Consider the following 14,557-nt stretch of genomic DNA (forward strand, 5'->3'; position numbering starts at 1 on the left):
AAGCAGATGTTACGGAGTTCTGTCAACGGAAACGATATTCTACTAGACAGAACGTATTGGTGGCGCGACACAGTCGCTCGGCTCGGCCTTCTTCGAACTGGAACCGCAATGGACTCACCAAGCAAATCGGCAGACGCAGAAATCCGGCGCGTGTCGGCCGAAGGTGTTGCCGCGCTCGATCGGGCGATTGCCATCCTCGATGCCTTCACCACGGCCGACCGGTCACTCAGCCTGGCCGAAATCGCGGCGCGCACCGGCCTCTACAAGAGCACCATCCTGCGACTGGCGAATTCCCTGTTGCGCGGACGGCTGCTCGAGCGCCTCGACGATGGGCGCTACCGCGTCGGACCCGCCACCTTCCGGCTCGGTGCGCTCTATCAGCGTTCGGTGGTGGCGGTCGATGTCCTGTTGCCGATCATGCGCGACCTTTCCGAGCGAAGCTGGGAAAGCGTCGCCTTCTATGTTCGCTCGGGCGACGTCCGCACCTGTCTCTACCGCGTCGAATCCAAGCACCCGATCCGCTACACGATACGCGAAGGCGACGTATTGCCTTTGCTGGTCGGCTCGGGCGGTCGCGTGCTTGCGGCGTTTTCCGGCCAGCAGGGCGAACCCTATGAGACCATCCGCAAGACCTGCAACTGTCTCGCCATCGGCGACCGCGATCCCGACACGGCAGGCGTGTCGGCGCCGGTATTCGGGCCGGGGGGCACCCTGCTCGGCGCCTTGACGCTGGCCGGCCCCAGCACGCGCGTCGACGCGGCGTTTCTCCAGCGCATGAAGCGTCCGCTGCTCGAGGCGGCGGCCCGCGCCACCCGCGCCTTCGGCGAGGACGCCTCCATGCTCGAGCAGGCGAGCCTCGCGACGGATGCATAGCGCCGATTGGCTTGGCTGACCCATGCCGACTTTGAATACAATCCGATTCAACTTGAAGCAATTTCATGACGCCGCATAATATTCGGCCGCCTGCAGCAAGAATCGATCTTGCAAATAGTTGAAGTCTTTATTCGCTGTTAAGCCCCCCATGATAACCGGACGGTTGTCGCCAGCTGAGCGACATGAGGGACGAACACAGTCTCAACCGATGGATGAAACAGTCGGACAGACGCGCTGACAGGGATCATGGCAAATCCATGGAAGTTCGATGAAGCTGTCATCTATGGCCGCAAGCCCCCGCCTCCTCGGGCTCGTCTGGCCGTTCATTGCCGTCGTTCTTGTTCAGGCGCTGGTCGCCAGCCTCAGCCTCCATACGCTGTCGGCGGTTCGCGCCTATGTCGGCGGCGAGAGCCAGTGGTCCAAGGGACAGAAGCAAGCCATCTATTTTCTCAGCCTCTATGCCGGCACCGGCAACCAGGAATTCTTCAGCGAGTACCGTAGAGCGATCGCCGTCCCGCTGGCCGATCGTTCAGCACGCCTGGCGCTTGAGCAGCCCGAGCCTGACACCAACGCGGCGCGCGCCGGCTTTCTGCAGGGCAGAAACCACCCCGACGACGTGACGGGGATGATCTGGCTGTTTCAGAATTTCCGCAGCTTCAGCTATCTCGATGCCGCTATCCGGCACTGGACGGCTGCCGACACCATGATCCTCGCCCTCCAGCAACTCGGCGAAGCCATGCACGAGACGCTCGGCAAGGGGCCGGCATCAGCGGCTGAGATCAGCGCCTGGAAGGCACAGATCCATCAGCTCGATCATCAGATCAACCCGCTTTCCAAGGCTTTCTCGGACAGCCTCGGCGAGGGATCGCGCTTCATCAAGATGTTGCTCACCTTTGCCAATCTGGTCACTGCCGCCTTGCTGATCCTGCTTGCTGTGTGGCGGACACGCAAACTCCTGGCGCAGCGCCAGGCCTTCCAGTTGGCGCTGAACGCCGAGCGTGAGCGCGCGCAGATCACTCTGGCTTCGATCGGACAAGCCGTGATGAGCACCGGCGCCGACGGACGGCTGGACTACATGAACGCGGTCGCCGAAAGATTGCTGGCATGTCCGCTCAGTGCCGGCCGGGGCAGGCCGATCGAGTCGCTGTTTCGCCTTGTGGACAAGGACACCGGCGTCGAGGATGTCAGGCTGGTCGAGCGCCTGTTGGCCGGGGAACTGCGCCGTTCCAGCGCGCGTCCGCAATTGCTGCAGCGACCGGACGGCTCGGTTGTTCCCGTCGCGCTGACCGGCGCGCCGCTGCTCGTTTCCGGTTACGTCGTTGGCGCGGTGTTCGCCTTCCACGACATGACGCGCGAAGAGGACTATATCGAGCGGCTCTCATGGCAGGCATCGCATGATGCGTTGACCGGACTGGCCAACCGACGCGACTTCGAAAGCCAGCTGGAAAGAACGATCGCGGACTTGGCTGACCGACCCCGCCAGCACGCGCTGATGTATCTCGACCTCGACCAGTTCAAGCTGGTCAACGACACCTGCGGCCATGCCGCGGGCGACCAGCTGCTGCGCCGGATATCATCGCTGCTGACCGGTGAATTGCGGCCCGGCGATGTGCTGGCCCGGCTGGGCGGCGATGAGTTCGGCGTGCTGCTCGTCGATTGCGATGCCGACAGTGCGGCCGACATCGCCGAACGGCTGCGCGCCGCCTTGCAGGACCTGCATTTCGTCTGGGATGGCAGGCCCTTCAACACCAGCGTCAGCATCGGCATGGTGCAGATCGCCAATGCGCAAGTGACCATCGAGGAAACGCTCAGGGCCGCCGACGTCGCCTGCTACATGGCCAAGGAAAAGGGCCGCAACCGCGTCCAGATCCACAGCGATTGCGACATGGCCTTGCAGGAGCGCTTCGGCGAGATGGCCTGGGTGCAGCGCCTGCACGCCGCCCTCGAAGAAAACCGCTTCAGGCTTCATGCCCAGGAAATCTGGCCGCTCAACGACGAAGCCACCGAGGCAGGCGCACATATCGAGATCCTGTTGCGGCTGACCGGTGAAGACGGCAGCTTCGTCACCCCGCAAAGCTTCATTCCCGCGGCCGAGCGCTACGGCCTGATGCCGTCGATCGACCGCTGGGTGGTGCGCAACACGTTCGCCATCCTGGCCGCGCGGCAGGCCGATCCGCGCACGGCGCCGATCTCCACCTGCGCCATCAATCTTTCCGGAGCGACTTTCGGCGACGAGACATTTCTCCGCTTCCTGCGTGAGCAATTCCTCATCCATGGCATTTCGCCCGCCATGATCTGCCTGGAGATCACCGAAACCAGCGCCATTGCCAATCTGACCAACGCCATGCGCTTCATCGCCGATTTGCGCGGCCTGGGTTGCCGTTTTGCGCTCGACGATTTCGGCTCGGGCATGTCGTCCTTCGCCTATCTGAAGCACCTGCCGGTCGACTACCTCAAGATCGACGGTAGCTTCGTCAAGGACATGCTGGAAGACCGCATCGACCACGCCATGGTCGAGATGATCCATCACATCGGCAAGGTCATGGGCAAGCGCACCATTGCCGAGTTCGTTGAAAGCGACGGCATCATTGCGGCGCTGAAAAAGATCGGCGTCGACTATGCCCAGGGCTATGCGATCGCCCGGCCTCAGCCTTTCGACGCTTCAACAATATTGCTCTGCCAGAGCCTCGCGCCGGCCGCGGAGACCGTCACCGATCCGTGGATCGATCTGGCGCAGAAGCTGCGCCGCAAGGCCAGCTAGAATGCGTCCCGGTCGGGAACGCTCGCTCAGTTCAATTTGACGAGAACCACGCGGCGGTTCTTGGCGCGGCCCGCATCATCGTCATTGCTGGCGACAGGCGCCATCATGCCGGCGCCGGCAGCGGTCAGCCGCGCCCCGTCGATGCCGTATTTCGCTACAAGTGCTGCCTTGACCGCTTGCGCCCGTCGCGACGACAGGTCGAGATTGTAGTCGAAGGCGCCTTGATTGTCGGTGTGGCCGACGACGATCACAGCCATCTTCGGGTCGTTGGCCAGCAGCGTCGAAATTTCCTTCAGCGTTGGTTCCGACTCCGGCTTGATATCGGCCTTGTCGGTGTCGAAGAAGATGCCGTAGAGCGAAATGCTGCCGGTGGCGGTGAGCGAATCCGCCATCTTTGCCGCCTCGACGATCACCATCTTCTTGTCGCGCGCCTTGGGTTCCAGCACCTGGACGATGGCAACGGTGCGGCCGTTGAGCTCCTTGCAGTAGAGATCGTCGGTCATCGTATAGGTCTGCACGGTCACATAGGCGTCGCCGCCATCCTGCGGCACCTTGGCCGAGAAATAGCGCTGGTCGTTGATGCCGGAAGTTAGCGCGCAGGCGCCATTGGAGAATGCCGCGTCCTTCAGATCACTCTCATGGAAGGAATACATCGTCAGGCTCATGTCGCCGCCGCCGCCGCTCGACGAGCGGTCAGCGGCGCCACCGCATTCCTCCTTCTTGCATTCGAACAGGATTTCGCCGCCGGCCGCCTCGATCACATCCTGATAGTTGCGCAGCACTTCGAGCGGCGAGCGCTCGGCTGGCAGCACATAGGCGATGCGGGTCAAAGCGCCCTCGACCTCGGCCTTCTTGTCGGGTGTGAAGACACGATTGTTCATGGCATCGCGCGCGTCCGGGTCGGCGCTCGGCTTCAGCGGCGACAGCGGCACGCTGAAATCCGTGAAGGCCAACTTGTCATAGGAGACGATGAACGAGCCTTCGTAGCGCTTGGCGAGATGGTTGTCGGCGGCGCCCTCGATATCGGCGGTCGGCACAGTCGCATCGGCTGCCGCCAGCCGTCCGGCCAGCATGAGCATCAGCACCGCCCAGAAAAACGTTAGAGCTGTCGTCTTGAATGCACGCATCGATCATCCCCCTCCGCACTATGATCGATGCTAGCAGAGCGGGTATGTCCAGTCGATGACGCCGCCTAGAGCTTTGATTTAGAGGCGGATTCAGATCTCAGGTCAATTCGACCTGAGATCATCCGGCTCCAGGGTCACCGCGCCAGCAGGATGGTCGGGGCGTCGTGATAGGTGGTCTGCACCACTTCCCGGAAACCGCACTTCGCCGCGACCCTCAGCGAGGCGGCGTTTTCCGGATCGATGATGCAGACGGTCTTCTCCCGCCCGAACGTCTCTTCGCCCCATGCGAGCACACGGCCAACCACCTCGGTGGCGAAGCCCGCCCCGTGCACGGCCGGAACCAGCGCCCAGCCGGCCTCGGGAATACCTTCGATCGACGGCTCCATATCGCGCTTCAGATCGTGAAAACCGGCCTCGCCCATGAAACGGCCCGTCGCCTTCTCCTCGATCGCCCAGAAGCCATAGCCGAGCAGCGACCACAGGCCGGCGTGACGCAGGAAACGCATCCAGCTCTCTTCGCGCGTGCGCGGCTTGCCGCCGATGAAACGGGTGACTACGGGATCGGTCCACATCGTGGCATAGGCGTCGAAATCGCCCAGCCGGTGTGCCCGCAGGATGGTTCGCTTCGTCTCGATGAGAGGAGCGCTGGTCGTTGGTGGATTGTTCATGGGATCTGCCTCGCACGTATGGTCAGCGCTTAGCAAATCACCGGTCTGGCGCAAGGGCCAGGGCAACGAGGCCCATCATCCAGGCGCCGCTATGGGAATCTCAAGCGACGGTGTTATTTTCACGATAGGCAGTTTCAGACCTGCCAGCGCGCCCCTTTTTCAGGCGCGGGGCCGGTGCCGTCAAACCCAAGGGAAAAGAGCGTGGACACCACCGATCTTGTGCTTGCGATCTTCCATCATGTGCTGGTGTTTTCACTGGCGGGGATCATCGGCGCCGAATTCGTGCTGATCCGCGGCGATCTGGCCGCGACCACGCTGAAGCGGCTCGCCGGCATCGACCGCCACTATGGCATCATCGCCACGCTGATCATCATCGTCGGCATCGGCCGCGTCTTCTATGGCCTCAAGGGTTGGGACTTCTACGTCTACAACTGGGTGTTCTGGGCCAAGATGGCGGCGTTCGGCGTGGTCGGCCTGCTGTCGATCATCCCGACTGTCCGCTTCAGTTCCTGGAACAGGCAGGCGAGCGCCAATCCTTCGTTCCTGGTGCCGGCGACCGAGCTTGCGTCCGTGAAGACCTACATCCGCGCCGAGGCTTTCATCTTCCTGCTGATCCCGGTCTTCGCCGCGGCGATGGCGCGCGGCTACGGCTACTGATCTGCCGCTGAAGCCATTTCAAGGGGAGCGATCGGCACCAGCGGCGCGGGCACGTCGGTTGTCTTCACCTCGGCCTTGCAGATGTCGGCGATGACGCAGGCCGTGCAATCCGGCTTGCGCGCCTTGCAGACATAGCGGCCATGCAGGATCAGCCAGTGATGCGCGTGGCGCATATATTCGTCCGGAATGATCTTGAGCAGCCCCTGCTCGACCTGTTCCGGCGTCTTGCCGGGCGCCAGCCCGAGCCGGTTGCCGATGCGAAGGATATGCGTGTCGACAGCCATCGTGTGCTGGCCAAAGGCCATGTTGAGCACGACATTGGCGGTCTTGCGCCCGACGCCCGGCAGCTTGACCAATTCATCGCGGTCGTCAGGCACCTCGCCGCCATGGTCCCGGATCAGCGCTTGCGACAGCGCAGTCACATTCTTCGCCTTGTTGCGCCAAAGCCCGATGGTGCGGATGTACTCGCCGACCTTGGCTTCGCCCAGCGCCAGCATCTTCTGCGGTGTGTCGGCAACCTTGAACAGCGCCCGCGTCGCCTTGTTGACGCCGGCGTCCGTGGCTTGCGCCGACAGCACCACCGCGACCAGCAGGGTGAAGGCGTTGACATGCTCGAGTTCGCCCTTCGGCTCAGGCCTCTGGACGGAAAACCGCCGGAATATCTCGTGCACTTCCGCCGGGCTGTAGCGCGAAGTGTGTCGCACAGGCCGCGGGCGCGGCTTGGCATTCGACCCATCGCGTCGTCCGGGCAACAGCTCTTTTTTGGACGTGGAAGAATCTTTGGACTTGGGGCTCGCCATTTCCCTCCTATAATAGCCCCTCATGAACGACACAAACGCCTCGTTTCAGGCCGACGAGCCATTCTTTCAGGCGCTACTGACCCCGCACCGGTCGCTGGGCCGGACAGGCTTCTTCACCCTGATGGGCGCGCTGTTGTTCGGCTGGTTGGTGACAGGCGCGTTTTTCCTGTCGCGCGGTGCCTGGCCAGTGTTCGGCTTCTTCGGCCTCGACGTGGCCGCCGTCTACATCGCCTTTCGCGTCAACTACCGGGCCGCCCGTGCACGCGAGGAAGTCTCGGTCTCGCGCACCAGCCTCGACATCCGCAAGACCGCACCTTCCGGAAAATCGGAAGCGCATCGTTTCAATCCGTTCTGGGCACGGTTTTCGGTCGCCCGTCACGCCGAGATCGGCATCACCCGGATGACGGTTGAAGGGCAAGGCCAGAACGTGCCGATCGGATCTTTCCTGGACCCAGACTCCCGAGAAAGCTTTGCCACGGCTTTTTCACGCGCGCTGGCGACCGCCAAGACGCGCTGAACGCTAGAAGCAATTCCAGGAAAAGCGCACAGCGCCGCCCCTGGGGAATTGCGGCAAAAAGCGCTTCAGAACCGATATCGCAACAACCTGCCGATCTTGCGTAACGCGGGAATGTGCCGCCAAAGCCGAATGAACAGTTTCGCGGACCAGCCCATGCGGGCGGCGTGCTCAGGCTTGTAGGCCGAGATATCCTCGACGAACCGCAGCTTCGGAACGGCCAGCTCCAGTTCGTGCGGATCGTCGATGGCCCAGTGGACCTCGGCGCCCGTCGCCTTGATGGTCGGATGGAGGCGGAGCAGCTTCAGGCCGAAACGGCTGTAGGCGTCGAAGATCAGCTCGCCGCTGGCAAGATGCGAGACGAGCCGCGCTAACAGGCGTGGCCCTTCATCGACGGGGAGATAGGGCGTCAGTCCTTCCGCCACCACAATGGCCGGGCGGTTGCGCGGCACTTCAGCCAGCCAATCCGGTTCGGTCACCGACGAGGCGACCAGATGGTAATGGTCGCGCGACGGGTAAAGTTTGCGCCTGAGCTCGATAACCTCGGGGTAGTCGACGTCGAACCAGTCCACGCCTGGTGGTGGATCGACACGGAAGATGCGCGTATCGAGCCCGCAACCCAGATGCACCACGATGGCGTCAGGATTTCTGGCGAGAAAGTCCTCAGCGCGGACATCCAGCGTCTTTGCCCGGATCGCCAGGCCGACGCCGAGATCGTCGTCAACCTTGAGTCTGGAGAAATCATAATCGATCTTGCGTGCCGCCTCGTCGGCGAAATGGTCCCCGAGCAGCGAATCCGGCAACCGGCTCTCCAGCGCCTTGCCGTAGAGCGTCATCAGCAAGGTCTCTTTTGCCCCGGTGAGATTTACTTTTTCGCCGGCCATGAGCGACTCCTGGGCTCGAAATCGGAGTCTATCTGGGTATGCGCCGCAAGAAGGCAAGTTTCGGGTGGCGATCGACGCCCCGAGGGGCGATATTCCGGCTCAAGGAGACAGGTCCATGAGCACACACACAGCAGTCCTCAAAAAGGACATCACGCCGCAAGGCAGCGACTATGAAATCGTGCGCCGTGCCATCGAGAAGATCAGCCTCGACTACCGCGATCAGCCTTCCCTCGAAGAGCTGGCGGAGGAGGTCGGCGAGACGCCGACCGGCCTGCAAAAGCTCTTCACCCGCTGGGCCGGCCTTTCGCCCAAGGCTTTCCTGCAGGCGGTGACACTGGATCATGCGCGCAGACTGCTCGATTCCGGCATGCCGCTGCTCGAAACATCGTTCGAACTGGGCATGTCCGGCCCGGGGCGGCTGCATGACCTATTCGTCACCCATGAGGCGATGTCGCCGGGCGACTACAAGACGCGCGGCGCGGGGCTTACCATCCGCTACGGCTACCATTCCTCGCCCTTCGGCACCGCCCTGATCATGGCAACCGACCGTGGGCTTGCCGGCCTCGCCTTCAGCGACCCCGGTGAGGAACGTGCCGCCTTCGCCGACATGTCCAGCCGCTGGCCGAACGCCATCTATGTCGAGGATATGAGTGCTACGGGCCCCTATGCCGCGCGCATCTTCGACCCGACGCTGTGGCGGCCCGACCAGCCGCTGCATGTCGTCATGATCGGCACCGACTTCCAGGTTCGTGTCTGGGAGGCGTTACTCACGATCCCGATGGGCAAGGCCCGCACCTATTCCTCGATCGCCGCCAGCATCGGCGCGCCGTCCGCCAGCCGCGCCGTTGGTGCCGCCAATGGCGCCAATCCACTCTCTTTCGTGGTGCCCTGCCACCGCGCCATCGGCAAATCCGGCGACCTCACCGGCTATCACTGGGGCCTGACCCGCAAGCGCGCCATCCTGGGCTGGGAAGCCGGGCAGGTGTCGTGAGCATCGATTTTCCATTTATTGCCGAATGAATATATAGATATCGATACCAATAATTATAGTTATGATTCTGGTTTCCATTTTTTTGCTGCAACCGAGATCACTCCTGGTTATACCGTTTTTGTTATTTTAAAGGTTATTTTATTTTAATCTAACTTAACCACGATAAAGTGATGATGACCCATATTAATTCGGGCGATCCGGCTTAATAGGAGGGCTCGATGACGTTGTTTCGCGCCGTCTGCCTTCCGATGCAGGCGGCGATCATCGGCACCTGCACCATCATGATCGGGGCTTCGGGAACGATGACCGCAAATCCGGCCATCGGCATACTGGGCTCCAAACAGGCCGGCGGATCGAGCGCAAGCGCCACCATCGTGGCAAGCTCGCTGCTGTGCTCCTTGCTCAACTTGCTGGACTGCTATTCGGTTTCGGCGCCGGCACCAGCCACATTCTCGTCAGCGCCGAGCGGTGGCGGGACCAACGTGACTTTCGCCTCGGTCTTCCGCCTCGATGGCTCGGGGGTCGACATCGACGGAAGTGTGCCGCAGCGGGTTGTCAACGGCACCCACCCCATGCAGGTCGACCTCACCGCCACCAAGTCGAGCGGTATCTTTCCCGCCGGTAACTATCAGGGCACGGTCACAGTGCGCTGTGAATAGGGCCACGATACCTCAAATCGAAGCTGGACCATTCGGGTGGTCTGGCAAGCCGCGGCCTTACAGGTTAGCTTCCCGCACGATTGGAGCGACCTGCGTTCGCCTGGACGCACAAAAGACGCTCCGACACTTTGAATTTGTGCTGCCAGGAGGCCTTGCTTGATAATCGTCATCGGCTCGATCAACCTCGACCTTATCGCCAATGTCGACCGCTTGCCGAGCCCCGGCGAGACGGTAGGCGGCTCGGCCTTTACCACCGCCCCCGGCGGCAAGGGTGCCAACCAGGCGCTGGCCGCCGCGCGCGCCGGCGCCTCGGTGCGCATGGTCGGCGCCGTCGGCAAGGACAGCTTCGCCGCCGAGGCGCTGGCGCTGCTGCGCGATGGCAAGGTCGACCTGTCGGGCGTCGCGGAGACCTTTGCCTCGACCGGCACGGCGCTGATCATGGTCGACGACGACGGCGAGAACATAATCGCAGTGGTACCCGGCGCCAACGCTTCCGTGTTGCCGGGCGACCTCGCCAAGGCCTTCCTGAAAAAGGGCGATGTCGCGCTGCTGCAACATGAGATCCCGCTTGCGACCGTCGATGCAGCGCTTGACCAGGCAAGAGCGGCCGGCGCCATCACCGTGCTCAACACAGCCCCTTTCCAGGGCAAGGCAGCCGGCTTTCTCGGCAAGGCAGACTATGCCGTTGCCAACGAAACCGAATTCGACCTCTATGGCGAGGCTCTGGCGCTGAGCGGCCGCGACCGGGCGGCGCGCATGCGTGACTTCGCCGCGAAAACCGGCCGCGCCATCGTCGTGACGCTTGGCGGCGACGGCGTGATGGCGGCGACGCCGAGCGATTTCCTCACAATTCCGGCCCTGAAAATCACCCCTGTCGACACGGTCGGCGCCGGCGATACGTTCTGCGGTTATTTCGCCGCCGGGCTGTCGTCGGGCCTCACGCTCGAACAGGCGCTGGTGCGCGCCGGCGCGGCCGGCTCGCTGGCCTGTCTGAAGCCTGGCGCCCAGCCGGCGATCCCGCTCGCCAGGGATGTCGATCTGGCGTTGCAAGAAACCCGTTGAGATGCTGCGCCCTCAAACGAAACATGCCGTGTCGCCGGTCGGCGACATCTGCCGCTTGTCGGCGGTCGAACTCGCCGACGCTATCCGCCGAAAGAAACTTTCCGTGCGCGAAGTGGTGGCGGCATTCCTCGACCGCATCGAGGCGGTCAACCCGCTGGTCAACGCCATCGTCTCCTTGCGCGACCGCGGCGATATCCTGCGCGAGGCCGATGCGGCTGATTCCCGGCCGGGGCAATCAGAAACCGGCCCGGTCTTCGGCCTGCCGATCGCCATCAAGGATCTCGCCTCGACCACGGGCCTCAGGACCTCCTTCGGCTCGCCGATCTTCGCCGATTTCGTGCCGGAGGAAGATGATTTCTTCGTCGAGCGCATTCGCAACGCCGGCGCCATCATCATCGGCAAGACCAATGTCCCTGAATTCGGGTTGGGCTCCAACACCTACAACAGCGTGTTCGGACCGACGCTGAACGCCTTCGATCCGGCTCTGACCGCCGGCGGCTCGAGCGGCGGCGCGGCGGTGGCGCTGGCGCTCGACATGCTGCCTGTCGCCGATGGCAGCGACTTCGGCGGCTCGCTGCGCAATCCGGCCGCCTGGAACAATGTCTATGGCTTCCGCCCGTCACAGGGGCTTGTCCCGGGCGGACCCGACTTTGAGGTTTTTCATGCGCAGATGGGCGTCGATGGGCCGATGGGCCGCAACGTCCGTGACATGGCGCTGCTACTTGATGTGCAGGCGGGCTATCATCCTAAAGCGCCATTGTCCTATGAGAAACCGGGCTCGTTCCTCGAAGGTCTCGCAACAACAGCAGCTGGTGGCCGCATCGCCTGGCTCGGGGACCTCGGCGGTCATCTGCCGGTTGAACCCGGCATCCTCGATCTGTGCGAGGCGGCACTTGGCCGCTTTGCGGAGACGGCCTTCCCTGGCGAACCCTTGCTGCCGGATTTCGATTTCGAAGCGCTGTGGCAGGCCTTCGTGACGCTGCGCCAGGCCAGCAGCGGCTGTGCGCTCAAAACCCACTATGACGATCCAGAAAAGCGCCGCCTGCTCAAGCCGGAAGCCATCTGGGAGGTAGAAAACGCTATGCGGCTGACGGCGCCGCAGATCCGCGCCGCCTCGGTCATCCGCACGTCCTGGCATCGCACGTTGCTGTCGCTCTTCGACCGCTATGATCTCATTGCGCTGCCGACCGCTCAGGTCTTCCCCTTCGATGTAAGCACGCATTGGCCCCGTGAGGTCGCCGGACGCGCGATGGACAGCTACCACCGCTGGATGCAGGTATCCGCGTTCGCCACGCTGGGCGGCTGCCCGGCGGTGAACGTGCCGGTCGGCTTCGACGATAAGGGGAGGCCGATGGGCATGCAGCTGATCGGCCGGCCACGCGGCGACCTTGCCGTGCTGAAGGCGGCGGCGGCCTATGAGGCGACGCTGCCCTGGCAGGCCGGCGCCGGCGCCTGAGCCGCATGTACCGGCCTGTCGCGGCGCTTCGCGCATCGGCTTGAATCGGCAGTGCCGCCATGCATTGATTGTCCTCAGTTGCGCCGCATCGCCGGCATTCCTAGGGAAAAATCATGTCGCTCGAACTCTACGCTGCCTATGTCCTCGCTTGCATCGTCATCATCCTGGTACCGGGCCCGACGGTCACGCTGATCATCGCCAACAGCATCCGCCATGGCTCCCGCGCCGGTCTCGCCAACGTCGCCGGCACGCAGGCCGGGCTTGCCGTGATGATCGCCATCGTCGGCATCGGCGTCAACACGCTGATCTCGGGCATGGGCCACTGGTTCGAGTGGGTCAGGCTGATCGGCGCTGCCTATCTGATCTGGATGGGCGTGCAGATGTTCCGTTCCAAAGGCACGCTGAACGCCGATGGAACGGCCAGGAAACCGCGTGGCGGCTTCTTCCTGCAGGGTCTGCTGGTAGCGCTCAGCAATCCGAAGACGTTGATCTTCTTCGGTGCCTTCTTTCCACAGTTCATTTCGCCGCAAGGCAACTACTCGCTGCAGATCGCCGTCATGGGCCTCACCGCCATGATCTTCGCCGCGATGTCGGATTCGACCTACGCGCTGGCCGCCGGCCGCGCCGGGCGCCTGCTGTCGACCAGCCGAATCAAGCTTTTGTCGAGGATCAGCGGCAGCTTCATGGTCGGCGGCGGCCTGTGGCTGGCGTTTTCGAGGGCGAAGTAAGCGCCCTTCCCTCGCCCCGTTTACGGGGGTCCGAAGGACGGGCGAGACAGGCGGCTCGCCCCGGCATGGGTGGTCGCGAAGCGATCGGGTGAGGGGCAGCTCCAAGGCTGCAAATAGCAAGTCAACGCTTGTGCCGCCCCTCATGCCCCTGCCGGGACCTTCTCCCCGCAAACGGGGTGAAGGGAGCTCTCACAGCCGCCCCAGCCTCTCCACCAGCAAGGCGAAAAAGCCGTCATGGTCGATCTCGCGCATCACCATGGCGTTCTTCGGCCGCTTGGTGACGCCCCACCAGTCGATCACGGTCATGCCCATGGTCAGTTCCGAATTGGTTTCCACGCTGACATTGCAGTTGCGGCCCTTGAACAGGTCCGGCTTCAACAGATAGGCGATGACGCAGGGGTCGTGCAGCGGCCCGCCGTCGGTGCCGTACTTCTCCTCGTCGAAGCGCTCGAAGAACTCCAGCATCTCTGCGGTCGCGGTGCCGACCGTGGTGCCGAGCGCGCGGAAGGCCAGCGTGCGCTTGGCGGTGGTCAGCGCCTTGTGGGTGACGTCGAGCGGCATCATCACGATCGGAATGCCGGACTTGAGCACAACGTCGGCGGCATGCGGATCGACATAGATGTTGAACTCGGCCGACGGCGTGACATTGCCGCCTTCGAAGAAGCCGCCGCCCATCAGCACGATTTCCTTGATGCGCGGTGCGATGCGCGGTTCGCGGATCAGCGCCAGCGCAATGTTGGTGAGTGGCCCGAGCGCGCAAAGCGTGATTGTGCCGCTCTCTTCCCCCATCAGTGTCTCGACGATGAAATCGACCGCGTACTGGTCCTGCAGCTTCATCGTCGGTTCGGCCAATTGCGGTCCGTTGAGGCCGGTCTTGCCATGCACTTCCTCGGCGGTGACCAGTTCGCGCATCAGGGGCCGGATAGCGCCGGCATAGACCTTGATGTCCGGGCGGCCGGCCAGCTCGCAGATCTTGCGGGCATTCTTTTCGGTAAGCTTCAGCGGCACGTTGCCGGCAACCGCTGTGATGCCGACGATCTCCAGTTCGGCGCTGCCGAGCGCCAGCAAAATGGCGACGGCATCATCCTGGCCGGGATCCGTGTCGATGATGATCTTGCGTGATTGGGGCATTTCAATTCCTTGTTTGGCGAGGCCGTGGACCTGAATGAATCCGATCGAAACATCCAAATGACGCCGAAGCGGCCGAGAGCTGCCATGTCGAACCGCTCGACCGGGGAAGACAGTCCCGGCTCGCGCGCTTCTCCTTGCATCTGCTCGCCGTTTCAAGCGCCATGTCGATCATTCCTGTGAGTCCACGACCTGGTCTTTTTGGGCGGGTCTTTTGACGGCTTGAACTTGGTCGCGGGGCGGACCATA

At 63.0% G+C, this 14,557-nt stretch carries 14 protein-coding genes; 9 read left to right on the forward strand and 5 right to left on the reverse strand.

Annotation, left to right across the window (positions count from 1 at the left end; all coding sequences use genetic code 11):
* Positions 1-108: 108 nt before the first annotated feature.
* Positions 109-873 (forward strand): IclR family transcriptional regulator, encoded by a 765-nt coding sequence (locus ASD99_RS19535; protein WP_056595009.1) that lies wholly within the window; start codon positions 109-111, stop codon positions 871-873.
* Positions 874-1,141: 268 nt separating this feature from the next.
* The gene (locus ASD99_RS19540) at positions 1,142-3,634 is read left to right on the forward strand and encodes an EAL domain-containing protein (protein ID WP_057144623.1); all 2,493 of its coding nucleotides are present in this window, start codon (positions 1,142-1,144) and stop codon (positions 3,632-3,634) included.
* Positions 3,635-3,660: 26 nt separating this feature from the next.
* Here the strand turns inward: ASD99_RS19540 and ASD99_RS19545 are convergent, their stop codons facing one another.
* Together ASD99_RS19545 and ASD99_RS19550 are read right to left on the reverse strand one after the other, a co-directional pair.
* Positions 3,661-4,761 (reverse strand): OmpA family protein, encoded by a 1,101-nt coding sequence (locus tag ASD99_RS19545; protein ID WP_056595004.1) that lies wholly within the window; start codon positions 4,759-4,761, stop codon positions 3,661-3,663.
* A 134-nt stretch (positions 4,762-4,895) separates the two neighbouring features.
* Positions 4,896-5,429, reverse strand: coding sequence for a GNAT family N-acetyltransferase (locus tag ASD99_RS19550; protein WP_056595002.1), 534 nt, complete (start codon positions 5,427-5,429; stop codon positions 4,896-4,898).
* A 201-nt stretch (positions 5,430-5,630) separates the two neighbouring features.
* Between ASD99_RS19550 and ASD99_RS19555 the strand changes: the two genes are divergently transcribed.
* On the forward strand, positions 5,631-6,086 hold the full coding sequence (locus tag ASD99_RS19555) for a DUF2214 family protein (RefSeq protein ID WP_057144624.1): 456 nt from the start codon (positions 5,631-5,633) through the stop codon (positions 6,084-6,086).
* Here ASD99_RS19555 and nth read toward each other — a convergent pair.
* A complete protein-coding gene (gene nth, locus ASD99_RS19560; protein WP_057144625.1) occupies positions 6,080-6,886 on the reverse strand; it encodes an endonuclease III in 807 nt (268 codons plus the stop codon). The genes ASD99_RS19555 and nth overlap by 7 nt on opposite strands.
* 22 nt (positions 6,887-6,908) lie before the next feature.
* On the opposite strand from nth, the gene ASD99_RS19565 reads away from it, so the two are divergent.
* Positions 6,909-7,403: a DUF2244 domain-containing protein gene (locus ASD99_RS19565; RefSeq protein WP_057144626.1), complete on the forward strand. Its 495-nt coding sequence runs from the start codon at positions 6,909-6,911 to the stop codon at positions 7,401-7,403.
* Positions 7,404-7,468: 65 nt separating this feature from the next.
* On the opposite strand, the gene ASD99_RS19570 is transcribed toward ASD99_RS19565, so the two are convergent.
* A complete protein-coding gene (locus ASD99_RS19570; protein WP_056594993.1) occupies positions 7,469-8,284 on the reverse strand; it encodes a class I SAM-dependent methyltransferase in 816 nt (271 codons plus the stop codon).
* Between the two features lie 115 nt (positions 8,285-8,399).
* Between ASD99_RS19570 and ASD99_RS19575 the strand changes: the two genes are divergently transcribed.
* From ASD99_RS19575 to ASD99_RS19595, 5 genes are all read left to right on the forward strand, one after another.
* Entirely contained in the window at positions 8,400-9,275 is an 876-nt protein-coding gene (locus ASD99_RS19575; RefSeq protein WP_056594991.1) for a methylated-DNA--[protein]-cysteine S-methyltransferase, read from the forward strand.
* Between the two features lie 218 nt (positions 9,276-9,493).
* Positions 9,494-9,934 carry a hypothetical protein gene (locus ASD99_RS19580; protein ID WP_057144627.1) on the forward strand — a complete coding sequence of 147 codons (441 nt, stop codon included), beginning with the start codon at positions 9,494-9,496 and terminating at the stop codon, positions 9,932-9,934.
* A 156-nt stretch (positions 9,935-10,090) separates the two neighbouring features.
* Positions 10,091-10,996, forward strand: a complete 906-nt coding sequence (locus ASD99_RS19585; protein WP_057144628.1) for a ribokinase — start codon at positions 10,091-10,093, stop codon at positions 10,994-10,996.
* 1 nt (position 10,997) lies between these two features.
* A complete protein-coding gene (locus ASD99_RS19590) occupies positions 10,998-12,452 on the forward strand; it encodes an amidase (RefSeq protein ID WP_056594985.1) in 1,455 nt (484 codons plus the stop codon).
* 113 nt (positions 12,453-12,565) lie between these two features.
* Complete coding sequence (locus tag ASD99_RS19595; protein ID WP_056594983.1) at positions 12,566-13,180, forward strand: LysE family translocator; 615 nt, start codon at positions 12,566-12,568, stop codon at positions 13,178-13,180.
* A gap of 189 nt (positions 13,181-13,369) precedes the next feature.
* Here ASD99_RS19595 and ASD99_RS19600 read toward each other — a convergent pair whose 3' ends face one another.
* Positions 13,370-14,311: a nucleoside hydrolase gene (locus ASD99_RS19600; protein ID WP_056595245.1), complete on the reverse strand. Its 942-nt coding sequence runs from the start codon at positions 14,309-14,311 to the stop codon at positions 13,370-13,372.
* Positions 14,312-14,557 lie beyond the last annotated feature (246 nt).

This window comes from Mesorhizobium sp. Root695, from assembly GCF_001428185.1.
GTDB lineage: Bacteria > Pseudomonadota > Alphaproteobacteria > Rhizobiales > Rhizobiaceae > Mesorhizobium.

Coding starts and splice junctions, on each gene's coding strand:
- ASD99_RS19565 (WP_057144626.1), top strand. CDS start 6,909: ATGAACGACACAAACGCCTCGTTTCAGGCCGACGAGCCATTCTTTCAG.
- ASD99_RS19550 (WP_056595002.1), bottom strand. CDS start 5,429: ATGAACAATCCACCAACGACCAGCGCTCCTCTCATCGAGACGAAGCGA.
- ASD99_RS19600 (WP_056595245.1), bottom strand. CDS start 14,311: ATGCCCCAATCACGCAAGATCATCATCGACACGGATCCCGGCCAGGAT.
- ASD99_RS19540 (WP_057144623.1), top strand. CDS start 1,142: ATGAAGCTGTCATCTATGGCCGCAAGCCCCCGCCTCCTCGGGCTCGTC.
- ASD99_RS19595 (WP_056594983.1), top strand. CDS start 12,566: ATGTCGCTCGAACTCTACGCTGCCTATGTCCTCGCTTGCATCGTCATC.
- ASD99_RS19580 (WP_057144627.1), top strand. CDS start 9,494: ATGACGTTGTTTCGCGCCGTCTGCCTTCCGATGCAGGCGGCGATCATC.
- ASD99_RS19570 (WP_056594993.1), bottom strand. CDS start 8,284: ATGGCCGGCGAAAAAGTAAATCTCACCGGGGCAAAAGAGACCTTGCTG.
- ASD99_RS19575 (WP_056594991.1), top strand. CDS start 8,400: ATGAGCACACACACAGCAGTCCTCAAAAAGGACATCACGCCGCAAGGC.
- ASD99_RS19590 (WP_056594985.1), top strand. CDS start 10,998: ATGCTGCGCCCTCAAACGAAACATGCCGTGTCGCCGGTCGGCGACATC.
- ASD99_RS19535 (WP_056595009.1), top strand. CDS start 109: ATGGACTCACCAAGCAAATCGGCAGACGCAGAAATCCGGCGCGTGTCG.
- nth (WP_057144625.1), bottom strand. CDS start 6,886: ATGGCGAGCCCCAAGTCCAAAGATTCTTCCACGTCCAAAAAAGAGCTG.
- ASD99_RS19545 (WP_056595004.1), bottom strand. CDS start 4,761: ATGCGTGCATTCAAGACGACAGCTCTAACGTTTTTCTGGGCGGTGCTG.